Origin of the sequence: Viridibacillus sp. FSL E2-0187, from assembly GCF_038006425.1 — a bacterium.
Lineage (GTDB): Bacteria > Bacillota > Bacilli > Bacillales_A > Planococcaceae > Viridibacillus > Viridibacillus arvi.
The window spans coordinates 124,214-147,849 of sequence record NZ_JBBOVG010000002.1 but is presented as its reverse complement, the minus strand read 5'-3'; the positions used below and the strand labels follow the sequence as shown (position 1 = coordinate 147,849).

Sequence of the window (23,636 nt, the reverse complement as noted above, 5' to 3'; positions counted from 1 at the left end):
GGTCCATGGCTCCTTTGTTAGAAATTCCTACTTCATTTCGGAACTACTTCCAAAATGGAGATTGAACATCTTTCAATGTTTTTACGGAATTTGCCAATTTTTCCTTTTCCTCTGGGTTTAAAGAAAGCTCTACGATACTCTTTCTTCCCCCACGGTTAATGATTGTAGGAACACCAACATATACATCGCTGTGACCATATTCTCCTTCTAACAACGAGCCAACCGGTAATACAACCTCTTCATTTCGTAAAATGGCTTTTGTTATTCGAGCTAGCCCCATTGCGATTCCATAATAAGTAGCTCCTTTTGACTCAATAATCTCATAAGCTGCATCTCGAACTTGGACGAAAATTTCATCTTTTCTTTGATCAGTTAAATCAGAGGCAATTAGCTTCCCTGAAATATTAGCAGTACTCCAAACTGGAAGTTCTGAATCGCCGTGCTCACCAATGATATAAGCATGAACACTTGTTGGTGCTACGCCAAATTCTTCACCCAATAAAAAGCGGAATCGAGCAGAGTCTAAAATTGTACCTGAACCAATAACTCTTTCTTTTGGCAGACCAGAGTATTTCCAAGTTGCATAAGCTAAAATATCTACTGGATTTGAAGCGACTAAGAATATACCATTGAATCCAGAATCCATAATGCTTCCTACAATGGATTTAAAAATTGCAAGGTTTTTACTTACAAGGTCCAGTCGTGTTTCTCCAGGCTTTTGTGCTGCCCCTGCACAAATTACAACGATTGCCGCATCTTTACAATCACTGTAATTCCCATATTTAATTTTTTGAGGTATTGGAGCGTAAACAAGTCCATGATTTAAATCCATTGCATCGGCTTTAGTTTTAGCTTCGTTTATATCAACAAGTACAAGTTCTTCACATATCCCTTGATTGATCAACGCATACGCATAACTAGACCCTACTGCACCTGTTCCAACTAATACAACTTTATCTCCTTGTGTTAAATTCAACTTACATTCCTCCAATTCAATTTTTATATTTTTACTATGCTTATCATTTGTTTAAAAGAATTTTATAAATGAATAAGCGTAGTTTGGCACTGTTTATTTGTAATATACCTTGAGATATTTAAAGAAGTATTTCATTTTAGCTAATCCCTAAAAAATCCCATTGGATGCTAATCCAATGGGATGATTTGATTATTGTATGGGGAATTCTATTTTCGATATTGTAATATCCATCTCAGATTTTTTAATGAACTTCTTAAATGGATAGTTGTTCTATTGCCTTCTCCAAATAACTCATCAATTCATCCAGAGATATTATAACTGAATTCAAATTCTATTTGAAGAGAAATAATTACCTCAAAAATACCTATTTTTTTCTTTTGCTTTTAGTAACTAATGTATCAAGTTCAGCTAATTCTTGAGAGAATTCCTCATTAACTTTGTCTGGCGCTATTTTTTGATTTTTAGGTGTTTGAGGTAATGTACCCTTGTTATGACTTTTCCCTTGCTTATTGTCTCTTCCCATTCCAAATCGCTCCTTTCATTTTGAATTATTCTTAATATGGCATTGATACATTTTTTTATCACAAATAAATTAACGGAAAGGAAATAGTTTGAATTTCAATAACCTATATTAACCTTGAAGTAAAGTGCAAGGTAAATAATAAATTAATCAATCAACCAACTACAGTAACAAACCATACAATACAAACTTTAGTTGTAAAAAATTTCTCAATCCAGTATACTTTTCCCGGTAAAGAACGCATGATATTACTGATATAAAGGATGAGAATAATTGACTTTTGAAGAGGTATTACCACGTTTGAAAACTGGCGAGAAAGTGATTCGTAAAGGCTGGGGCGGTGCCGAATTGTATGTGAAACTTGTTGGGCAAAGCGAACATGATGGCGAGAATTTAAACCCATACTTTTTAATTAATGTACAAGGTGAGGGCTATACAATGTTCACACCAACAGTATGTGATTTGTTAGCAGAAGATTGGATAATCGTCGATTAATAGGAAAAGCTCATGAGAAATCATGGGCTTTTTGTTATGAGGAGTGAAGTTTTGAAATTTGAAGAGTACATGGGAAAAACAGTATTTGTGACAGGTGCTTCATCCGGCATTGGGCAGGCTCAGGCAATTGCTTTTTTAGAGAATGGGGCGAATGTATTTGGTTTCGATTTAGATGAGCAGGGCTTAATAAGCATTAATCAAAAATATGGTGCACGTTTTGCTCACTCTATAGGTAGTGTTTGTATTAAGGAAGATGTAGTGCAAGCGTTTGAAGTAGCTGTGGCTACATTCAAGAAAATAGATATTTTACTGAATACCGCTGGAGTTTTAGATGGATTTGCGAAAACACTCGATACAGATGAGGATCTTTGGGATCAAATTATGAACACGAATGTAAAGGGGACGTATTTTGTAACGAATGCAATATTACCTCAAATGTTAAAACGAAAATCGGGCGTAATCGTTAATATGGCATCAATTGCAGGGCTTGTGGCAGGCGGTGGCGGTGCAGCTTATACAGCTTCTAAACATGCAATTGTTGGTTATACAAAGCAGTTAGATCAAGATTATTGCCGTGAAGGAATTCGTGCAAATGCGATTGCACCTGGTGCGATTCAAACACCGATGAATAAGGCTGATTTTGAAGGAGACGGTGAAATAGCAAAATGGGTAGCAAAAGAAACACCAGCAGGACGTTGGGCTCAACCAATTGAAGTGGCAAATTTAACGCTTTATTTGGCTAGTCAAGCATCTGATTATATTCATGGGGCTGTTGTACCTATTGATGGTGGCTGGATTGCAAGATAGTCTTGTTTAATGTTAAATTCTTCTGATATAATACGCAAGTAAGCAAATAGGGCTTGCACTACGGCACTTCAGATAGGGCGATAGGCTCTCTTCCTTTGGTCGTAGTTATTACTAGAATAGCGGATGTGCTATTTTACAAAGGAGAATTAAAATTGAATACATCTATTTCAAAGGATTCACCACGTACTCGTATTTCTGTAAGTGAGCTTACAAAGACTTCACTTGTAGCAGCCGTATATGTGGCAGTGACTGTTTTGTTTTCAGTCATTAGTTTTGGAGCAGTGCAATTACGTTTGTCCGAGATGTTTAATTATCTGGCATTGTATAACAAGCGCTATGTTGTGGCAGTAACAATAGGGGTAATACTTGCGAATTTTATGTCACCAACTTGGGTACTAGATGTACCAATCGGTGGTATTTCTACTTTTCTTGTATTAATTCTTTGTCGTGCAATAACTAAAGAAATAAAAAATGATATTTTGAAGATGGTAATTACCGCATTGATTTTTGCTATATCAATGTTTACAGTTGCAGGACAATTAACGATTCTTTATGACCTTCCATTTTGGCCGACTTGGTTTACAGTAGGAATTGGGGAATTATTGTCTATGATTGTTGGAGGTATTACTATTTACTTATTAAATAAAAGAATTGATTTATCAAAATGATTTAAAACACATTCGCATTAGCGAATGTGTTTTTTTATGCGTATAGGGCTGAATTTTAAACGTTTTATTTACTCCTGGAGCAGAGATTGTAACTATTTTTAGCCTGGTTAAATATTATAAATAATGCTTAAAAGTAGGTCTTCAAAGTGACTACAACTTTAAGTTTCCTTGGTCTTGGGGAGTGCAGAGGATTAACGCTTGGCAATTAGATTCAAACAGAATGGATGAAATTTTAAGTGTGGATAACAATTCAACACTTAATTGAAAGGGTTGAGTAATGTGGGAACAGCATGGCATGAAGATTTTATTTTCCAACTGGGAAGTCTTGTACGCCCGAAGGTATATGTAGAACTTGGACTATTTCATTGTGGTCTTTTTAATCGTATGGATTCCGTCGCAGACCAATTGATAGGCGTAGATATTAACGCAGATGCAGGTAATTATATGAAAAATTCGGCGAAAGCTCAATTTTTCCATGGTACTACGCAGGAATTTGCTAAGGAATTAGAAATTCACCCATTGCAAATTGATATGTTATTCATTGATGCAAATCATGCTAAAGATGCAGTGTTGCAGGATTTTAGAGATTTCTTTCCATTCGTCGCTCCTCATGGCTTAATTTTGTTGCATGATACACACCCTGCAGATGAGAGCATGATGCATCCAGCTTTGTGTGAAACTGCTTATCAGGCAATTGAAGAATTATCAAAGGATACGGAATCATATGAATTGATGACAATTCCGATTTCACCAGGATTAACGATTTGTAGAAAACGTAAGATGCAATTATCTTGGCATGAAAAGTAAATGGTTATAGAGTAGATTTACATACTACTCATAAATAGGGTCAGCGGTTGAAAAGGGAGTTAGGCGAATGTCCATTAAAAACTAATGGTTATTGCCTGGGGAATTTAATAATTACTCTTCTATAAGACCAATAACCGTACTACGTGTAGGTACGGTTATTAAAGTTGAACAAAAAGAAAATTGAAAGATACGCAGAATCTTTATTTTCACAACTCATATTACTTTTTATGTGAGTTTTATTATGTATCAATCAGTTTATATTAATGGGATTGTTAAAGTTTCTACTTAAACCAATCTAGTTGATTAGCTTAAGTAGAAAAATAAAGCATGTAGATTTAAGGGGATTTCTTGGATACGACATAAACAGTTCATAATAAAAGTATGTGAATTTACAACTTCTAAATTAACTCTACTTTGAACAAAATTTAATCTCAATCATATGCTAATCATATGTGGTAGACCTAAAAGAAGATTATGCATTTGACGAGTTCCAAATAATTTTTTTGAAATACTTGTGCTAGTTATTTTGGAAGTATCGTTTTGCTCCTTGTCAAAATAGCCAAGTAACCCAATAATACAAAAGTACTAACGTAAATATTAATGTAGGTGGTATAACGACAATAGTGACTTTTATATATTGCCACCATGTGATTTTTACTTTTCCGCGTCTTACAATGTGCATCCACATTAACGTTGCCAACGTTCCCATTGGAAGTAGTAAAGATCCTATGTCACTGCCAATAACATTTGCTAGGTAGGCAACCTTTAAGGATAGTAAATCTAAATTCATACTTGTTAAAGTGAGAGTTCCGACCATAAGGGCTGGGTGGTTATTAAAAATGTTGGAGAGTACAGATAGTAATACGCCCATTAACACGCTGGTATGGAGTAGACTTCCAGAAACCATAGGACGCATAAAGTCGATTAACCAATCTGTTAAACCAATGTTATTTAACCCATAGATAATGATGTACATACTAAACGCGAAAATAATAATATACCATGGGGTTTTTTTTAGCATATCACTAGGAGGTACTTTTAAATATGCCCATCTCCAACCTAGAAGTACAAGTGATCCAATAACAGCCATGACAGAGACTGGAATTGAGAAGAATGAAGCGACAAAGAGACTGATACGAACTGCAAATACAAATAGTAGGATGTTTCGCATAAACTTTGAACGATCCTTCTCCGAAGAATAGATAGAATTTTGTTTGAGAGGATGGTAAGAAGGCAGTGACAGTCCGGTTACTTTAGTAGGCACGATTTTTGGTAAGTCTTTTTTAAATCGTAGGAACAGAAGCCCAACTAATAATAGTAAACCTAGAGTTGCTGGAACAAACATCATCGCCGTATGCGCATATAAACTCATATGAACGATTTTTAGAGCAATTAGATTTACAATGTTACTTACGCCAATAGGAGCACTTGAGGCGGTTGCGATTAAGCCCCCAGATAGTAAATACGGGATTTTTTGATGGTTTTTTAATCCCATATTGTTTAGTAACATGACCAAAATCGGTGTTGTGATTAATATACTGCCGTCGTTATTGAAAAAAAGTGTCATGAGAAAACATAAAAGATTGACATACCAGAATAATCGGATACCTGATCCTTTTGCTCTTTCAGCCAGTTTTTCTGCGACCCAGTTAAAGAACCCAAAGCTTTCTAAAACTATTGCCATAACAATAGTTGCCATAATAGTTATGGCTGCACCACTTATGGTTCCTGTAATTATGCCAAGCTCAGTAAGCGAGACACTTCCACTTAGTAATACAATAATAGCACCGATTGTAGCAGGTATGGCTTCATTAATTCCTTTAGGTCGCCAAAGAATAAATACAAGAGTAACCAAGAAAGTTAAAATGGTCACCCAAGCCATTGGTTGCATATTTTTCTACCTTCTTTCTAGCTAGGTTTATTTAATATTGTTATGAATTGAATACATATTTTGTTTAAAATGAGTTTTCCTTTATCACCCCACTATTTATTTTTTAGTTATATTACTCTGTATTTATATGTAAATTTAATAAGACTTGCTTTGGCTTTGTACCTATTTTTGAAAATTTCGCTTAAAACTATCAATAAAATTCTTAATAATGCCCATAATTTTTAAAGAAAGTATGTAAGTAAGATGAAAAATGATTAAGCCACCAAATCGAGTTAGGTAGTAATTTTTTGGGGCTAATGTTGCACAAATCCTTTTTGTCTTTTTTCTAATTTAGATTGAGCATATACACAAGCGATGTAAATTTCAGAAACTGTTTAATAATTAAAAACAGAAATAGAAAAAACTTTTAGAGAAACGTGTTTTGTGGGTTCACGAAATAAAAGCAAGCCAAAGGAAGTGTTCCTAGGCTTGCTTTTATTTTGGAGATATTGAAGGGGCATCTTGTCTTTACTTAAATCTCTTATATAACATCTTTATTCCAAATAATGAAATTCTAATATAATACTATTAAGGATACTTAGTTTTTTTCTTTCTTGTTAAAGAACCATAAATGAATAGGTCTTTCTAGTGGCGTAATATTGATAATGAAATAACCTATAATCAGAATTAAAATTATGAGTGAATATATTAATGTATCCGTAGGATGATCGTGCTCCACAATAATAAGTCGGATCATCGCAGTAATGCCGATATATATAAAATATCTAAGTGGAAAATGGTAATCTTCTTTGAAGTATTTCACAATCATCGTGATAAATTCGAAGTACAAAAAGAAGATAAGGATATTTTCGAGGAATAGTTTATAATCACTACTACCATGAGTCATTAATATCTCCAAGAACACGACTATCTCTTTCACAAGTAAGAATGATAAAATGAGCGCTAAAATAACTAGACAAGAATTTAGAAATAACTGTAAAAATACTGGTATTTTCTTTATAATTACAGACAATTTCACTTTGTTTTTATTCATTCGATTCTCCTATTCTATTTAAATTTTTTAAAAGTTAGTATGGAAAAATAATAATGTCATTACATTCTATGAGAACAGTCATTAATTGATGAGAAATCACTTTGAGTACATCATTAAAACTCTATTGGTTATATTATTAGTGGCAGAAATGCCTGTGCGAGTGAATTTTCGAGTATAATTGAAGTTTGTATAAGATAATCATCTTTTCGGAAATATTAATAGTAAATAATTTAAAAATGAGGCTTAGTTATGAGTGGAAAAAGTTTTAAAGATTATAAATTAAGTAATGAAATCGTAAATGCGCTGAATAGCTTAGAATACAAAAATCCAACAGAGGTTCAAAGTAAAGTAATACCACTAGTCTTGGAGAATAAAGACCTTGTCGTTAAATCCCAAACAGGTAGTGGTAAGACGGCTTCTTACGGAATTCCAATATGTGAATTAGTTGATTGGAAAGAAAATAAACCTCAAGCATTAATCTTAACACCAACTAGAGAACTGGCTGTTCAAGTAAAAGAGGATTTCACAAATTTAGGTAGATTTAAACGTATTAAAGCAACGGCTGTTTATGGAAAACAACCCTTTGCCATCCAAAAGACTGAATTAAAGCAAAAAACGCATGTAGTTGTGGGTACTCCAGGTCGTGTCATGGATCATATTGAGAAAGGCACTCTAGCTCTAGATCAGATTCGCTATCTTGTAATTGATGAAGCAGATGAAATGTTGAATATGGGATTCATTGAACAAGTGGAGGCTATTATTAAAGAATTACCGCGAAAAAGAGTGACGATGTTATTTTCTGCAACTTTGCCAGAGGCAGTTAAAAACTTAGCTCTTAACTATATGAAAAAACCTACTGATATTGAAATTAAGGCTACTGGACTTACAACGGATAAAATTGACCATGCACTAGTCGTTGTAGAGGAGAATAATAAGCTTTCTATCCTGAAAGATGTAACAATTGTAGAAAATCCAGATAGCTGTATTATTTTTTGCCGAACAAAAGATCGAGTAGATACTTTGTGCGAACAATTAGCAGATTTAGGTTATAGTTGTGATAAGATTCATGGGGGCATGGTACAGGATATTCGCCTAGAAGTGATGAATGATTTTAAACGTGGCGATTTCCGTTATTTAATAGCAACAGATGTAGCTGCTAGAGGAATTGATATTGATAATATTACTCACGTCATTAACTACGATCTTCCGTTAGAGAAAGAAAGCTATGTCCATCGTACAGGAAGAACTGGACGAGCGGGTCAAAAAGGGAAAGCCATCACGTTAGTGACACCATTTGAGGATAAATTTTTAAGTGAAATTGAAGAGTATATTGGTTTTAAAATTCCGCACATGGAAGTTCCATCAAAAGAAGAAGTTCTAAATAAGAAATCTGATTTTGAAGAAAAAATGAATATTGAACCAATGTTGAAAAAAGCGAAAAGCGAAAAATTAAACAAACAAATAATGAAATTGTATTTTAATGGTGGTAAGAAAAAGAAACTGAGAGCAGTAGATTTTGTTGGAACGATTGCAAAAATCGACGGTGTAACAGTAGAGGATATAGGAATAATCACAATTTTAGATGCATTTTCTTATGTTGAAATATTGAATGATAAAGGTTCGATTGTGTTGAAAAACATGAAGAATACAACTATAAAAGGTAAACTATTGAAGGTATATGAAGCTAATAAGAAGTAAGCTTCATACTTGTTATATTTACTAGTAATGAAATTAGCAGTAATTAAATATTAGATACATTAGAAAACCCGTACCATAAGTAGGTACGGGTTTTTTCTTTGAACTTGGTGCAATGATACGATTCTCTCCGCAATCATCTGAACGTTTATACAGCAACAAGCATATAGTAATTGAGATGGTCTTTATTTGCGATTTATAAATATTTCAAGTGAAAGTACATGTTTATTAGTTATTTAAAATAACCATTTTCAATGGAATATAACTGCCACTTTAATAAACTTTTTAAAGAAGGGCGTGATTCAAATGAAAATTATTCATACAATGCCACTTATGTATCAGTCCTCGGACTTAACATTATTTGAACAATGTTTTGAGAGTTTAGGGGAATCGGATGAAAAATTTATTGTTATCTATAACCAAGGGAATCTTAGTAAATCTGTTTTAGAAGAAAAGCTCGCTCATTACAAAATCCCTAACGTGATTTTAGGAGATGGAGAAAACATTGGAATTGCCCAAGCGAGACAAAAGTGTTTTGAGTATATTTGGGGGAATTTTAAAGAAGTAGGCTATATTTCTGAAATACATCTGGATATGGTGTTCCCTAAAAACTGGTATGAACCTCTAATTCATTTTTTAGAAACTACTGATGAACCCATGGTATCGCCTGGTATTTTAACAAGCAGTGGGGAGTTACAACCATTAGGGCGCTTTATAGTCCTTCCACAAAATAAAGAGAATATGATTTCAATACTAGAAAGTCTTGCTGAAGAGGTAGTGAGTGAACGATTTGTTCATCCTGTCATTCATAAGGCAAATGCTTTAAAAGTTATTGGGGGCTATGACCTTCAGTTTTTTAAAGGAAAGCAAGGGTATGAAGATGATAGTTTACTGCTAGGCTATCTTTATTATATGGGAACCCGAACTAATTGGCGTCCAAAGTGTTATTTAAAATCTTGGGTATATCATGCTACTATGGCTCAAAGAATGTCCGTACCAGATAAACACCTGGATTTCCAGGCAAATAAAGAGGGATTGTTTTTACAATATGGAGCTTATGGAATGAAACATTTATCTCATCTCCATCAAAATCAGACTTTCTTTAATAGTCTACTCAAGGAATTTTTACAATAGAATTAGTCTTCCAAACCGGCAAATGTTGTCGGTTTTTCATTTTTATTAATGCTTCAAATTTCTGAATTAAGCAGTTGATAATAATTTTATGCAACTGTTGTGTTAAAATTTTCATCTGGAAGGGTATAAATAATGTAACAATATTGGATAATAATTTATCTATTTACTTTAAAATTACAAATGCGGAATGGAGAGTACTTAACTATGAAAAAAGGAATAATCATTTTTATGTTAACTGTTATATTAGGGAGTGTACTTACAGCTTGTTCAGGCAAAAAAGAAACTGCAATTGAACCTGAGCTATCTGCGAAAGAAATGGCTGATAAGATGGTAGAGAAAGTAGAACAACCTGCTCAAGTAGAATTGAAAGCAGATGAAGTAAAGACGTTATACCACCTGGACCCTGAAAAGCTTGAAGAATATGCAATCAGAATACCAATGATGAACGTCAAGACCAATGAGATTGCTATCTTAAAAGTAAAAGATGCTAAGGATATTTCAGACGTAGAATCGGCGGTAAAACAACGAGCAGAAGATGTTAAAAAGCAATTTGAAACATATCTCCCTGATCAATATGAAAATGCAAAAAACTATAAGCTAATAACTAAAGGGAAATATGTTTTATTAGTTATCTCTGATAGATCAGATGAACTTGTAAAAGAATATGAAAGCTTCTTTGCAAAAAAATAATAGGTCATGGTATTCAGTAGCCTGATTTTCTTATTCCTATTTTTGCCGACAGTTTTAGCTCTTTATTATTGTTCACCAAGGCGATTTAGAAATGGCATTTTGTTTTTAACAAGTTTGTTCTTTTATGCATGGGGCGAACCAATTTACATCGTATTAATGCTAATATCCACGATTACAGATTACAGTTTCGGTTTGTTACTTGATAGGCCGAAACTGTCTACTTTGAAGCGTAAGTTAATTGTTACCCTTTCTATCATTGTTAACTTAGGATTACTTTCTTATTTTAAATATGCAGATTTCCTTATACAAAATATTAATACTTTACTTGGTACACATATCCAATTTAATGAACTGCCTTTACCGATTGGAATCTCGTTCTATACCTTTCAATCTATGTCTTACATAATAGATGTATATAGAGGCACAGCTAGAGCACAGCGAAATTGGCTTGACTTCGGGACTTATGTGGCATTGTTTCCGCAATTAGTGGCCGGTCCAATCGTACAATATAACACGATTGCAAAACAGCTACGAAAGCGATCCGAAAATATCGAAATGTTCGCAGAAGGGGTTCGCAGGTTTATTATTGGACTAGCTAAGAAAGTACTTCTGGCTAATAATATTGGTTTACTTTGGCATACCATTTCTATTTCAAATGCAGATTCGATGCCTGTATTAACAGCTTGGATCGGTATAATCGCATTTGCTTTCCAAATCTATTTTGATTTTAGTGGTTATTCTGATATGGCTATTGGGCTTGGTCTCATGTTTGGCTTCCGTTTTAAAGAAAACTTCAATAAACCGTATATAGCGGAAAGTATTACTGATTTCTGGAGAAGATGGCATATTTCCCTCAGTAGTTGGTTTCGAGATTACGTTTATATTCCACTTGGAGGCAACCGACGAGGGTTAGCTATTCAAATGCGTAATATACTAATCGTTTGGTTACTTACAGGTTTCTGGCATGGAGCAAGCTGGAACTTTATAATATGGGGTTTGTATTTTGGTGTCATTCTTATAATTGAAAAGTGGTGGGGATTACAGTTGTTGCAGCGATTGCCACGTTGGTTGAGGCACGTTTATGCACTCGTACTTATTTTGATTGGTTGGGTATTATTTGTCTTTGAGAAACCTACTTTAATAGTTAGTTATTTGCAAGCTATGTCCGGGTTCAATCATCAGCCACTTTGGAATGACAGCACGATTTACTACGCTTATACGAATGGAATTTTGCTCATAATACTGATTATTTCTTCTTTACCTAAGAAACAAATACCAATTAATAATTTTACTTCTCTTCTTTCTGTAGTTTGGTATGGTTTTCTTTTCTTTCTTTCCATTGCTTATTTGGTAGACGCAACTTTTAACCCATTCTTATACTTCCGATTCTAAGGAGAGAGAAAAACATGAAGGCAAAAACAGATCGAATATTAGTACTGGGGTTTGTTGGAACGTTATTTCTACTCCTGCTGATTTTTTTAATTTTACCTAAACAAAAGTTTTCTGAACTTGAAAACAGGTATTTACAAGGCGTTCCTCAGCTAACTTGGAATAACATATGGTCAAAGAAATACGCAGAAGATGTTGAAATTTTCATTACCGACCACTTTCCTTTTCGAGAAAAATGGATATCAGTGAAGTCGACTGTTGAACAATCTCGGCTTCAGCAGGAGAATAACGATATTTATAAAGGGAAAGATGGCTATTTATTTGAAAAATTCTCAGAGCCAAATTATATGCAAATACAAAAATACACAGAATCAATAAACCAATTTGCTAGCAAACATTCAAAAGTAAATATGACCTTCCTACTTGCACCTACATCAATTGGACTTTATCCTGAACGCTTGCCATGGTTAGCACCTTCGTATCCTCAAAAAAAGGTGCATCAATTCATCTCTGATCAAATACAGAATAAGTTAACCTTTATAGATGGTTTTGATGTCTTTAGCGCACATACTGCAGAGCCCATTTATTATCGGACGGATCATCATTGGACGACCTATGGAGCTTATTTAGCTTACAAGGCCTATGCAGATCGGAAGGGTTGGCATGCCCTTCAACAAAAGGACTTCGAGATTACAACGGTGAGCAATTCTTTTCTAGGTAGTTTTCATACAAAAGGGCAGTTTAGTGGAATAGCTCCTGATACTATTCAAGCCTATACGCCCCGTAAACCTTCACCTACAGAAATGTATATTGCGGATACTGATAAGACTGTCACGAGTATGTATGATACAAGTTTTCTTAATAAGAAGGATCAATATTCTTATTTCTTAGGTGGTGTCCATGCATTGATAAAGCTTTCAACCCGGCTTGAATTGAGTAAGGTTGAGCAAGAGAAGCTACTAGTTATTAAAGACTCTTATGCGCATAGCGTAATCCCTTTTCTGACAAATCATGTGCCAGAAATTCATATGATTGATATTCGATATTATAACGGTAATATTAGAGAATACATGTCAAAAAATGAAATTGAAGATGTATTATTTTTATTTAATACAACTACCTTTATTGAGAATAATGGTTTGTTGAAATTAAATAACTAGGGATTAATTTATACAAAAGAATCGAGATTATCATTATTTTTTTGTAGAGGATATAAATCATTTGGCATCAAATTGTAGACAATTTAATACAAATCTCTTTCAAATCGCACTCTAACTATAGAGTGCGATTTTTTTAGTTAATTTCTTTGAATCCTAAATATTTTAATTGTATTTATCATATTTTTTTGAAAAAGTGGTTGTAAACATTTCCATTGTCTGATATATTTCTAGATGATAATGATAATTATTTTCAATTAAAATCGGACGGGGGATTTTTTTATAATGAAAAAAGGTTTATATGGAGCTGCATTTTTATCTGCATTACTTGTTTTAGGTGGATGCGGAGAGGATAAGGCAGAATCAGAAACAACTAAAGACAAAGTTGTAACTAGTCAAGAGAATGATGCTACGAAATCTCAAAGCAATGAAAAGGTTTCTAGTGAACATACAAAAGCTGTAGAAAAATTATTAAAACAATTTCCAGCAGAACAACCTACATCAATCGTTACAACTTCAGTTTCTATTTTAGAAATGATGAATATTTTAGATGTAAAACCAGTTGGAATTCCAACCTCAACACATAAATTACCTGAGGGATTCGATAAAATTGAACAAATTGGTTCTACTATCGAGCCAGATGTAGAGAAAATTGTAAGTCTTAAACCTGATATCTTAATCGGACCAGAATCGATTAAAGACAGTTTAGACAAGAAGATAAAAAATAGTAAAGTAGCAACTGCATATATTCCAACAGATTCTTATGAAGATCTAAAAATTTCATTTGAAGTAATGGGGAAAGTTTTACATAAGGAAGATGCAGCAAAAACATATCTTTCACAATTAGAAGAGAAAGAGGCAGCAGTATTAGAAGCGGTGAAAGGTAAAGACGCATCTAAAGTAATGGTGTTATTTGGTTCAGGAGAGTCATTCATGTTAATGAGCGAAAAAACATATGTTGGTAGTTTGGTGAAGAAGTTAGGTGCTACGAATATAGTTAATGAAGCGTTAAAATCAACAGAAGCATATGTACCGATGAATATGGAAGATGTAGTTGCTTCAAATCCAGACGCAATCCTTCTTGTTTCACACGGTGATCCAACAGCAGCATTAGAACAATTTAAAGCAGAAGTGAAGAAGAATGGTGCTTGGGAGAAGTTACAAGCCTTTAAAGAAGATCGCGTTCAAGCCCTTGACTATGAAGTATTCGGTTATGCTTCAATTGAAAAAGCAACAAAAGGATTAGAGCAGTTAAACGAAATTTTATATAAGTAATATGACTTAGGATGAGGGTTGGACGTAATGAAAGTGAAACCGAAGAAAAAATTTAGCATAGGTATAACAGCTGTTCTATTAATCATTTTTATGATTCTGTCAATCGGTATTGGAAGTGTGCAACTGTCACCTATGGAAACGATAAGAACAATATTCGGTTCTGGTGAATCATTGTCAGAAACAATCGTCTGGGATTTACGGATACCTAGAGTCCTTATTGCTGCTATAGTGGGCATAAACTTAGCTATATCTGGTGCATTACTGCAAGCCGTAATGAGAAACCCTCTTGCAGATCCAGGTTTAACGGGGGTTTCAAGTGGTGCTGCAGTGACAGTATTATTTATCTTATTGTTATTCCCTGAATTCGGTAAGTGGATTCCCCTTGCTGCTGTAGTAGGTGGATTGATAGCTGTTACGCTCGTTTATGCATTAGCGTGGAAGAAGAATGGTATTTCACCTGTTAGGATTATTTTATCAGGAGTAGCGGTGAATGCAGTTTTCGGAGGAATAACGGGGCTACTATCGATTCTTTATAGTGATCGTCTTCCTTCAGCTTTACAGTGGATGAATGGTAGTTTATCAGCGAAAGGAATGGGAGATGTAAGTATTCTATTCCCATATTCCATTGTTGGGTGGATTGCCGTATTATTTTGTATTCGTTCAGCGAACATTTTGAGCTTAGGCGAAAATGTGGCCGTAAACTTAGGGGAAAATACAAACAGAATCCGAATTATCTTGTCTTTAGTGGCCGTGTATTTAGCAGCTATTTCAGTATCAATTGTTGGATTATTAGGTTTTGTAGGACTTATTGTGCCACATATGTCGAGGTTAATAGTCGGTTCAAATTATCGTCTTCTAATGCCTATGAGTATGGTATTAGGGGCTGTCGTCCTGCTAGTTGCGGATACAATTGGACGATCCCTATTCTCACCTTTAGATATTCCAGCAGGTATCGTCATGGCAATGGTAGGCGGACCTTACTTTTTATATTTAATGAGAGCGGGTGACATTTAAGATGCTAAAAGCTCAATCATTGGATATTAGCTATGATCAGAAAAAAATATTAGATAATTTTGAGATAAACGTAGAAAAAGGCGAAATCGTTTCGATTATAGGTCCGAATGGTTCGGGGAAATCTACTGCTTTAAAAGCGATGTCTAGATTGATTCCGGTGCAAAAAGAAAAAGTTTTTTTAGATGGTAGAGATTTACAGTCATTAGGTACAAAATCAATTTCACAAATGATGAGTGTTTTATTTCAATCAAATGAGCCACCTTCAGATATTACAGTTGAAGAACTAGTGAAATATGGACGTATACCTCATAAGAAATGGTATGAACGTACGAGTGATGAGGATTTAAGCATAGTTGAATGGGCAATTGAAAAAACAGGATTAACACCTTTGAAAGACCGATTAGTAGCCTCACTTTCAGGTGGAGAAGCGCAGAGAGCTTGGATTGCTATGTCCTTAGCGCAGAGACCGAAAATTTTGATGCTTGATGAACCTACAACTTACTTAGATATTGCTCATCAACTTCAATTGTTAGAACTAGTCCACACCGTTAATCGTGAATTAGGCATGACGGTTGTAATGGTACTACATGATTTAAATCAGGCGAGTATTTATAGCGATAAAATATGCGTTATTTCCAAGGGAATAGTCGTAAAATACGGTACGCCAGAAGAAGTAATGACTCAAGAAATGATTCGTAATGTTTACGGAGTGGAATGTGAAATTGATTCACATTTCCAGCATGGAAAACCACGTATAAACTTATTAGGAATCTCAAAAGTAAGTGCTCAATAATAGGAGGAAAACAAATGGTAAAACAAATTGATATCACTAAAAAGAAGGAACAATATTTACAGTTTATCGATAAGTGTAAGACAGTTGTCATTAGTAGCTTAGATAACGAGGGTAACCCATTTACTAGTTATGCGCCGTATGTTCAGCATGATGGGAAGATTTATATCTATATAAGTATCATAACAGACCATTATAAATTTATTGAAGATAATAATCTAATCAGTATCATGATGATTACAGATGAACAAGATTCTCCAAACTTATTTGCACGTGAGCGAGCTCGCTTCCAATGTGTTGCAGAGAATGTCGGAAATGATGGCCATGAAGAAATTTTTGCTAAGTTTGAAAAGAATCATGGCGCACCAATGATGGGCGTTTTACGAGGATTAGATCTATCTTTATTTGAACTTACGCCAAAAGAAGGTCGCTATGTAGTTGGCTTTGGTCAAGCATTTGATATTGATTTATCTGGCGAAAAATTTGAGCATGTTGTAGTGGATAAAAAGGATAAATAAGTTTTATCCTAATGAAATGATTTTTCGATACTGAGCTTTAAATGATAAAATAAACCTGGGTTAAAGGTATAAATTAATATAGTAGGAAAATTGAATTCGATTAATATAAGGAGAAGTAATATCATCCACTGGTGATGATATTACTTCTCTTTTTCTTATTTATATCTAAGTATGAAAATGAAGGGTACTTTAATTTCGCAGCTCTTAAATCTCTCTTGTACTTCCTCAGTAGTTATATTAATCTTCGCTTACATACTAAGAGATTCTATCTATAGTAAAATTAATAAGAAGATCATTTTCATTAATTCTCACTACCTACGTTCGCTTCATATTGAGTTCATAATGAAATGCTAAAGTAACTATTATAAGATAGCTAAACCGTTGTTTGGGAATATATAAGGAGGAATATGAACAATGAAAGAAGATATAAAAGAAAACAAATTAAAGGGTTGGCGACAGTTTGTGCAGTTAATAAAACAAACTGAACCGCCTAAGCTTTTGTTAATTATCGCACTTTGTATGAGTTTTGCGACAACAGGGGTAGGCTTTGTCGTACCGTTGTTTACAAAAAAATTAGTGGATGGTTTTTCGTTAGATTCACTTAACTATTGGCAAATAATTTTATTAGTAATTGCTTTTATTGCCCAAGCAATAGCGAGCGGACTCTCGATTTATTTGTTAAATCGTGTTGGTCATCACGTAGTAGCAAGATTAAGAGATAGGTTGTGGAAAAAACTACTTCACCTACCAATACCTTATTATGATAAGAATGATACAGGGGAGACACTGAGCCGTGTAACAAATGATACTGCTGTTGTGAAGGAACTCATTACAGAACATCTTGCTAATTGTTTATCTGGCATTATTGCAATTATCGGTTCTGTTACGATTTTGCTATTCTTAGATTGGAAAATGACTTTAGTAATGCTTGTTGCTGTTCCAGTTGCAATGGTGATATTAATGTTGTTAGGTAAGAAAATGTATGTAATTTCAAAAGGAATGCAAGATGAAACGGCAAAATTTACTGCTGTATTAAATCAAGTATTACCAGAATCACGTTTAGTAAAAGCTTCAAATGCAGAGAACATAGAATATAATCGTGGAAAAAGAGGTATTACAAATCTTTTCAATTTTGGTTTAAAAGAAGCTAAAATACATGCACTTATTTCACCATTGATTTCATTTATCCTTATGATTGTGTTAGTGGCAGTTATTGGGTACGGAGGAGTACGTGTTTCTTCTGGTGCATTAACAGCTGGCGATATGGTCGCTTTTATTTTATATTTAATTCAAATTATTATACCGATGACGCAATTAACGATGTTCTTTACTCAATTACAAAAAGCAATGGGAGCAACTGAACGAATTAGTGCAGTACTTAATCATGATGAGGAAGATATATATGAAGGTAAAGAGTTAGATCTAGTGACAGAACCTATTCATGTGAATCATGTGGATTTTGCATATGGAAAAGAAGCGATTTTATCTAATATTAATTTTACAATTGAGCCCGGTAAAGTAACGGCTATTGTTGGTCCTAGTGGAGGGGGAAAGACCACTACATTTTCTCTCTTAGAACGGTATTATCAACCTACGAAGGGAAGCATAACATTAGGAGATACACCAATCGATACATTCTCCTTACATTCTTGGAGACGTAAAATTGGGTATGTTGCTCAGGAAAGTGCTCTTATATCTGGAACAATACGCGATAACATTTGTTATGGAATAGAAAAAGAGGTTACAGATAAAGAACTTGAAAAAGTCGTAAAAATGGCGTATGCCGATCAATTTATTCAAGCACTTCCTGATAAGTTTGACACTGAAGTAGGAGAGCGAGGAATCAAGCTTTCGGGCGGACAGCGCCAGCGAATTGCAATTGCTAGAGCACTATTACGCGACCCTCAAATTTTAATGCTTGATGAAGCAACTTCTAGTCTCGATAGTAATTCAGAAATTTATGTTCAAAAAGCATTAGACAATTTGATGAAAGGTCGAACAACACTTGTCATTGCTCACCGTCTCTCTACCGTTGTCGATGCCGACAATATTATATTTATTGAGAAGGGCCATATTACGGGAAGCGGGACGCATAATGCGTTATTTCAATCACATGAGATGTACAAAGAATTTGCGAAACAACAGTTACGTATTCAAGAGTAAATATGAAGGGATTTGTTGTCATGACAAGATTGTTAGTTGTGGATGATGATGAGCATATTAGAGAATTAGTAAGTGTGTTTTTACAAAATGAAGGACTAAGTATACTTGAAGCGGTGGACGGTGTTGATGCACTGTCCAAGCTAGAATCGGAAAAAATTGATATGGTCATTATGGATATAATGATGCCGAATATGGATGGATGGGAATTATGCAGAGAAATACGAAAGCTGAATAATGATTTGCCAATTCTTATGCTGACTGCAAAAGGAGAAACCGCTCAAAAGGTAAAAGGATTTAATCTAGGTACAGATGATTATCTTGTAAAACCATTTGAGCCAGCAGAGTTAATCGTGCGTGTTAAATCTATTCTAAAGCGTTATCGTATTTCTGCATCCCAAACAGTAGAGGTCGGTAATGTTAAGATGAATCGGGAAACCTATGAACTAATTTATAGAGGAGAAAATATTACGCTTCGATTAAAAGAATTCGAATTATTATTTACATTAGCTAGTTACCCTGGGAAGACATTCTCACGAGAACAGTTAATAGAAGAAATTTGGGGATATGACTATGAAGGTGATGATCGTACAGTAGATGTTCATATTAAAAGAATTCGAGAGCGATTCCCAGAAGATAAAAGTGAATTCACAATACGGACGATCCGGGGGCTCGGTTATCGATTGGAGTTAGGGGCATGAAGAAATGGGTAATTTCGTTAAAAGTATTGAGTATGTTTATACTTTTTCTTTTAACTAATACGCTCTTTGCATTTATTTCTTATCACGTGACCTCATTGATATATGATTGGCTTGGCAAGCATCCCCAAGGTTTTTGGCAACAATTTTATACTGTAATAGGTGTATTTATCCTTTTTGCATGTACTGCTGCCGTTCTCTTTTTATTTGGATTTAGAAGGCAGCGTAATTATTGGGATACGGTGGTTGATGCTATAGGGCGAATTGCGAAAGGGGATTTTAGCGTCAAATTAGACTTGAAATCAGACGATGACGAAGATCATTTTGGACAACTCATTAGCGGAATAAATCATATGGCAATTGAATTAGGTGAAATAGAAAAAATGCGTCAGGAATTTATATCCAACGTTTCGCACGAAATTCAATCGCCTTTAACCTCGATTAATGGATTTGCAAAAGCTTTGAAAAACATTAATTTGACTGATGAAAAAAGGGAGCATTATTTAGAGATTATTGAGATGGAAAGCCACCGATTATCGAAAATTAGTGATAATTTACTAAAGTTAACATCATTAGAATCACAACATCACCCATTTGAGCCGAAGTCGTATCGTCTGGATAAACAATTGCGTAATGTGGTTTTATCCTGTGAACCTAGATGGATATCTAAAAATATTGAAATGGAACTCGATTTGGAAAATGTTCTGGTTTTTGCTGATGAAGATTTGATGAATCAAGTGTGGATGAATTTAATTAGTAACAGTATAAAGTTCACTTCTAATGGAGGAACGATTTACATTCGCTTATTCAAACAAAATGATACGGCGACTATTTCTATTACTGATACTGGGATAGGAATGACAGAAGAAGATCAAAAACATATATTTGAACGTTTCTTTAAAGCCGATAAATCGAGAGCAGTATCCAACGGGGGCAGTGGCTTAGGACTTTCTATCGTGCAAAAAATTATAAACATGCATAATGGCAGTATTTCAGTGCAAAGCCAACTAGGTGAACAAACTACATTTTTTGTGACGATGCCTTTAGAGCAAGATGAACCCGTTCATAAATAGCCATGAGGCATGTATTAAACAGTCATTGATTAATATTAAAGAAAGACTTCTAGAGTTTGTTAGAGGTCTTTTCTGCTTTTTAAAATAAACCAGGTGAATATTTGATTAAGTAATAGATGACGTAAAGCCAGCTAAAACACCCATGTATGATAGCCCATCCTATGGAATGATATGCGGTATAAGAAATAATCATAGATAAGCATGTTCCATAGCTAATACCTTTTCTTATAACATGAGTTTGAAAAGAATATTTTTTATTATCATTTGATTTCAATACTTACTTATCCCCTTTTTAAGTATTCTATAATTGCCTGTTTCTCTAAGTTTTTTGCACAAACTAAATATAGGTAGGCTTCTATCAAGAACAATTTATGTAGGAGGAATCGAATGTATACTTCGCAAAGGAGTGCACTAAATGGCTAATGGCATCCACCAACTGTAACTCGTATCCAAAAATAAAAGTGGGTTGATTAAACCCACTCTTATTTCATAATAAATTTACGTAGTTATTTCTTTGAAGTAGTAACTTTAGATTTGATATTTTCCTCTTTTATTTCCATATTTTTACCTGAACGTAAAGGTATTTCTTTTAAAAATAAAGCAATAATAACAGCCACAGCAGCCATAATGGCCCCTACTAAAAAGGTAGTTGTAATGGCATAGCTCAGGGCTTCTTGAACTGTATCCAGTATTTTCGTAAATATTACTTGTGATTCAGGAGATAAACTTTTTAAAGTAGCTTCGATTTTGGGTTGATCTAATAGGTTCTGTGGATTATTAAAAAGAGCAAGTTCTTCTCCTAATGCAGGATCTGTTGATACAGGTATTGTACTTTGACCTTTTATTCCGGATAGCTCAGCCATCTTATTTGCGATGCTGGTACTCAGGATGCTTCCCATTACAGCAATACCAATAGTTCCGCCAAGATTACGGAATAGTTGAGATGTTGCTGTTGCTACACCGATTTGTTGAGGTGCGACTGCATTTTGTACTGTTATAGTAAATACAGGCATTGCTAATCCGAGTCCAAATCCTAGTATAAGTAGATATGCAATTAGGACATATATAGGTGTCTCGGGTGTCATGAAATACAGCAACATGATGCCAATTGTCATCACGATTAACCCTAGAATCCCTCTTTTTTTATACTTCCCTGTTTTGGTCATGAGGTTACCAGAAAGCGCCGAAGCTAGTAACATAGCGATGGACATCGGCATTGCTACATAACCTGCAATGGTAGGTGAGATTCCCTTTACGCCCTGTACAAAGAATGGTACATAGATGATTGCGCCCATCATCCCTGCATTTAAAAAGAAAGTAACTAAGTTGGAAACAGTAAAGATACTGTTTTTAAATAAACCAAGTGGTAATACTGGGCTTTTCACTCTTGTTTGAATCCAGATGAAGAATATTAAAGCAACAATAGTAATCGTAAATAGTCCAATGATTTGCCACGATCCCCATGCATATTTGTTAGGGCCGTCGCCTGCCAATGATACGGCAAGAAGTAAAGGAACAATGGTTGATGTCAGGAAGAATGACCCCCAATAATCCACCGATTCTCCAGTTCTTTTCGTACCTTTAGGGAAGTTGATGAGTATTAAAATAAAAGCAATAATACCAAGGGGTAAGAAAATCCAAAATACCCAATGCCAATCAAGATGATCAACAATATACCCGCCTAGTAAAGGACCTGCTACACTAGATATTCCAAAAACTGCACTCATTACACCAGACCATTTAGCACGCTCTCGTGGCTCATATAAATCCCCTACGGCAGTGAAAACGGTAGACATAATAATACCAGCTCCAGCACCTTGAATAGCACGGAAGGAAATTAGTTGAAAAATATTTGTAGCAAAGCCAGATAAAATTGCTCCAATCATAAATACGCTAATTCCTAATAGAAGAAATGGTCTTCTACCGTAAATATCAGAAAGTTTACCAACCAAAATTGATGAAACTGTTGAAGTGAGCAGATAAATTGTAATGGCCCATGAATAATAGTCCATACCTCCAAGTTTAGCAATAATACGTGGCATGGCAATGCCGATGATTGTTTGATTTATTGCAGCAAAAAACAATGAAGTAAGAATAGCTATCATAATGGTAATTTTCTTTTTATTGGTTAGATGTGTCATTAACTTTTCTCCTCTTTCTTTGTAGAAATATTCATTAACACATGCTGATAAATACGTATTAAATGGTTAATATCTTCGTCGGGTAAACCTGAGAAAAATTGTTGTACGACACTTTTAATTTCTACTTTAAATAACTGTAATATTTCACGCCCCTGTTCAGTAATTTCTAAAAGTACCATTCTACGATCATTACTATCTCTTTTTCTTTGTGCATAACCATTGGTAATCAATTTATCCGATAGGCTAGTAACTGCACCTGGCGTAATACGCAAATGTTTTGCCAATGTAGATGCATTTTGTGGTCCTTTTTCTTCTAGATTTCGTAAAATTATCGCTTGTGATCCAGAAACAAGCTTATCTAAATGCTTATTCCATTCAACTGATACTTTTCGCTGAAATTCCACGTAAAGTTCTTCAAATTCGGTTAGATTATTTAAATTAGATATGAGGACACCCCCTTATTTTTGTTCAAAAAAGAAAAAAATGATTTACCATTTAAATTGTTTACCCCCTATAATACCTTACAAGCTTACACTTTATTACCTTTTTTTGTAAACGAAACTCCCTAATTTTTTCAATATTTTAAATCGCACAAATTGCACATTAATATAAGTCTTTTATATGGTAGGATAATTCTTTTTTGAGCAATATTTCATGTCTTCAAAAATAAAGTTTTATTTAACTTGGGATTTTTTAGAAAAAATT

General features: G+C 34.4%; 22 protein-coding genes. 16 read left to right on the top strand and 6 right to left on the bottom strand.

Annotation, left to right across the window (positions count from 1 at the left end; all coding sequences use genetic code 11):
• Positions 1-43 precede the first annotated feature (43 nt).
• Positions 44-976: an L-lactate dehydrogenase gene (locus tag MHH85_RS19865; RefSeq protein WP_193737922.1), complete on the bottom strand. Its 933-nt coding sequence runs from the start codon at positions 974-976 to the stop codon at positions 44-46.
• Between the two features lie 364 nt (positions 977-1,340).
• Entirely contained in the window at positions 1,341-1,499 is a 159-nt protein-coding gene (locus MHH85_RS19860; RefSeq protein WP_193737923.1) for a YfhD family protein, read from the bottom strand.
• A 270-nt stretch (positions 1,500-1,769) separates the two neighbouring features.
• Between MHH85_RS19860 and MHH85_RS19855 the strand changes: the two genes are divergently transcribed.
• The 4 genes from MHH85_RS19855 (at position 1,770) to MHH85_RS19840 (ending at position 4,273) form a co-directional block, all read left to right on the top strand.
• Positions 1,770-1,991: a DUF2829 domain-containing protein gene (locus MHH85_RS19855; protein ID WP_340708287.1), complete on the top strand. Its 222-nt coding sequence runs from the start codon at positions 1,770-1,772 to the stop codon at positions 1,989-1,991.
• A 51-nt stretch (positions 1,992-2,042) separates the two neighbouring features.
• Positions 2,043-2,798, top strand: coding sequence for a 3-oxoacyl-ACP reductase (locus MHH85_RS19850; RefSeq protein ID WP_340708286.1), 756 nt, complete (start codon positions 2,043-2,045; stop codon positions 2,796-2,798).
• A 152-nt stretch (positions 2,799-2,950) separates the two neighbouring features.
• A complete protein-coding gene (locus tag MHH85_RS19845; RefSeq protein WP_340708285.1) occupies positions 2,951-3,466 on the top strand; it encodes a QueT transporter family protein in 516 nt (171 codons plus the stop codon).
• Between the two features lie 279 nt (positions 3,467-3,745).
• Positions 3,746-4,273: a class I SAM-dependent methyltransferase gene (locus MHH85_RS19840; protein WP_340708284.1), complete on the top strand. Its 528-nt coding sequence runs from the start codon at positions 3,746-3,748 to the stop codon at positions 4,271-4,273.
• Positions 4,274-4,823: 550 nt separating this feature from the next.
• On the opposite strand, the gene MHH85_RS19835 is transcribed toward MHH85_RS19840, so the two are convergent.
• Positions 4,824-6,155, bottom strand: coding sequence for an arsenic transporter (locus MHH85_RS19835; protein ID WP_403982622.1), 1,332 nt, complete (start codon positions 6,153-6,155; stop codon positions 4,824-4,826).
• 586 nt (positions 6,156-6,741) lie between these two features.
• Complete coding sequence (gene psiE / locus MHH85_RS19830) at positions 6,742-7,197, bottom strand: phosphate-starvation-inducible protein PsiE (RefSeq protein WP_193737929.1); 456 nt, start codon at positions 7,195-7,197, stop codon at positions 6,742-6,744.
• Positions 7,198-7,446: 249 nt separating this feature from the next.
• Between psiE and MHH85_RS19825 the strand changes: the two genes are divergently transcribed.
• The 12 genes from MHH85_RS19825 (at position 7,447) to MHH85_RS19770 (ending at position 20,790) form a co-directional block, all read left to right on the top strand.
• Positions 7,447-8,895, top strand: a complete 1,449-nt coding sequence (locus tag MHH85_RS19825; protein ID WP_340708282.1) for a DEAD/DEAH box helicase — start codon at positions 7,447-7,449, stop codon at positions 8,893-8,895.
• Between the two features lie 303 nt (positions 8,896-9,198).
• On the top strand, positions 9,199-10,026 hold the full coding sequence (locus MHH85_RS19820; RefSeq protein ID WP_340708281.1) for a hypothetical protein: 828 nt from the start codon (positions 9,199-9,201) through the stop codon (positions 10,024-10,026).
• A 204-nt stretch (positions 10,027-10,230) separates the two neighbouring features.
• Positions 10,231-10,716 carry a DUF4358 domain-containing protein gene (locus tag MHH85_RS19815; RefSeq protein ID WP_340708280.1) on the top strand — a complete coding sequence of 162 codons (486 nt, stop codon included), beginning with the start codon at positions 10,231-10,233 and terminating at the stop codon, positions 10,714-10,716.
• Between the two features lie 6 nt (positions 10,717-10,722).
• Positions 10,723-12,108 carry an MBOAT family O-acyltransferase gene (locus MHH85_RS19810; RefSeq protein WP_340708279.1) on the top strand — a complete coding sequence of 462 codons (1,386 nt, stop codon included), beginning with the start codon at positions 10,723-10,725 and terminating at the stop codon, positions 12,106-12,108.
• Between the two features lie 14 nt (positions 12,109-12,122).
• Complete coding sequence (locus tag MHH85_RS19805; protein WP_340708278.1) at positions 12,123-13,265, top strand: DHHW family protein; 1,143 nt, start codon at positions 12,123-12,125, stop codon at positions 13,263-13,265.
• Positions 13,266-13,547: 282 nt separating this feature from the next.
• A complete protein-coding gene (locus MHH85_RS19800) occupies positions 13,548-14,537 on the top strand; it encodes an ABC transporter substrate-binding protein (RefSeq protein ID WP_340708277.1) in 990 nt (329 codons plus the stop codon).
• 27 nt (positions 14,538-14,564) lie between these two features.
• Positions 14,565-15,551, top strand: coding sequence for a FecCD family ABC transporter permease (locus MHH85_RS19795; protein WP_193737936.1), 987 nt, complete (start codon positions 14,565-14,567; stop codon positions 15,549-15,551).
• 1 nt (position 15,552) lies between these two features.
• Positions 15,553-16,344, top strand: coding sequence for an ABC transporter ATP-binding protein (locus tag MHH85_RS19790; protein WP_053418453.1), 792 nt, complete (start codon positions 15,553-15,555; stop codon positions 16,342-16,344).
• Positions 16,345-16,358: 14 nt separating this feature from the next.
• Positions 16,359-16,859, top strand: coding sequence for a HugZ family pyridoxamine 5'-phosphate oxidase (locus MHH85_RS19785; protein WP_340708276.1), 501 nt, complete (start codon positions 16,359-16,361; stop codon positions 16,857-16,859).
• 414 nt (positions 16,860-17,273) lie between these two features.
• Positions 17,274-19,022 carry an ABC transporter ATP-binding protein gene (locus MHH85_RS19780; protein ID WP_340708275.1) on the top strand — a complete coding sequence of 583 codons (1,749 nt, stop codon included), beginning with the start codon at positions 17,274-17,276 and terminating at the stop codon, positions 19,020-19,022.
• A 20-nt stretch (positions 19,023-19,042) separates the two neighbouring features.
• Positions 19,043-19,720: a response regulator transcription factor gene (locus tag MHH85_RS19775; protein ID WP_340708274.1), complete on the top strand. Its 678-nt coding sequence runs from the start codon at positions 19,043-19,045 to the stop codon at positions 19,718-19,720.
• Positions 19,717-20,790: a sensor histidine kinase gene (locus MHH85_RS19770; RefSeq protein WP_340708273.1), complete on the top strand. Its 1,074-nt coding sequence runs from the start codon at positions 19,717-19,719 to the stop codon at positions 20,788-20,790. Before MHH85_RS19775 ends, MHH85_RS19770 begins: the two co-directional genes overlap by 4 nt.
• 506 nt (positions 20,791-21,296) lie before the next feature.
• Here the strand turns inward: MHH85_RS19770 and MHH85_RS19765 are convergent.
• Both MHH85_RS19765 and MHH85_RS19760 read right to left on the bottom strand, forming a co-directional pair.
• Entirely contained in the window at positions 21,297-22,931 is a 1,635-nt protein-coding gene (locus tag MHH85_RS19765) for an MDR family MFS transporter (RefSeq protein ID WP_340708272.1), read from the bottom strand.
• Positions 22,931-23,335 (bottom strand): MarR family winged helix-turn-helix transcriptional regulator, encoded by a 405-nt coding sequence (locus MHH85_RS19760; RefSeq protein ID WP_340708271.1) that lies wholly within the window; start codon positions 23,333-23,335, stop codon positions 22,931-22,933. The genes MHH85_RS19765 and MHH85_RS19760 overlap by 1 nt, the downstream gene beginning before the upstream one ends.
• Positions 23,336-23,636: the final 301 nt, after the last annotated feature.

Bases quoted from the DNA above. Each gene is read 5' to 3' on its own strand.
- MHH85_RS19860 (WP_193737923.1), bottom strand. From the start codon at position 1,499: ATGGGAAGAGACAATAAGCAAGGGAAAAGTCATAACAAGGGTACATTA.
- MHH85_RS19785 (WP_340708276.1), top strand. From the start codon at position 16,359: ATGGTAAAACAAATTGATATCACTAAAAAGAAGGAACAATATTTACAG.
- MHH85_RS19765 (WP_340708272.1), bottom strand. From the start codon at position 22,931: ATGACACATCTAACCAATAAAAAGAAAATTACCATTATGATAGCTATT.
- MHH85_RS19800 (WP_340708277.1), top strand. From the start codon at position 13,548: ATGAAAAAAGGTTTATATGGAGCTGCATTTTTATCTGCATTACTTGTT.
- MHH85_RS19795 (WP_193737936.1), top strand. From the start codon at position 14,565: ATGAAAGTGAAACCGAAGAAAAAATTTAGCATAGGTATAACAGCTGTT.
- MHH85_RS19815 (WP_340708280.1), top strand. From the start codon at position 10,231: ATGAAAAAAGGAATAATCATTTTTATGTTAACTGTTATATTAGGGAGT.
- MHH85_RS19770 (WP_340708273.1), top strand. From the start codon at position 19,717: ATGAAGAAATGGGTAATTTCGTTAAAAGTATTGAGTATGTTTATACTT.
- MHH85_RS19820 (WP_340708281.1), top strand. From the start codon at position 9,199: ATGAAAATTATTCATACAATGCCACTTATGTATCAGTCCTCGGACTTA.
- psiE (WP_193737929.1), bottom strand. From the start codon at position 7,197: ATGAATAAAAACAAAGTGAAATTGTCTGTAATTATAAAGAAAATACCA.
- MHH85_RS19810 (WP_340708279.1), top strand. From the start codon at position 10,723: ATGGTATTCAGTAGCCTGATTTTCTTATTCCTATTTTTGCCGACAGTT.
- MHH85_RS19790 (WP_053418453.1), top strand. From the start codon at position 15,553: ATGCTAAAAGCTCAATCATTGGATATTAGCTATGATCAGAAAAAAATA.
- MHH85_RS19775 (WP_340708274.1), top strand. From the start codon at position 19,043: ATGACAAGATTGTTAGTTGTGGATGATGATGAGCATATTAGAGAATTA.
- MHH85_RS19780 (WP_340708275.1), top strand. From the start codon at position 17,274: ATGAAAGAAGATATAAAAGAAAACAAATTAAAGGGTTGGCGACAGTTT.
- MHH85_RS19835 (WP_403982622.1), bottom strand. From the start codon at position 6,155: ATGGCTTGGGTGACCATTTTAACTTTCTTGGTTACTCTTGTATTTATT.
- MHH85_RS19805 (WP_340708278.1), top strand. From the start codon at position 12,123: ATGAAGGCAAAAACAGATCGAATATTAGTACTGGGGTTTGTTGGAACG.
- MHH85_RS19825 (WP_340708282.1), top strand. From the start codon at position 7,447: ATGAGTGGAAAAAGTTTTAAAGATTATAAATTAAGTAATGAAATCGTA.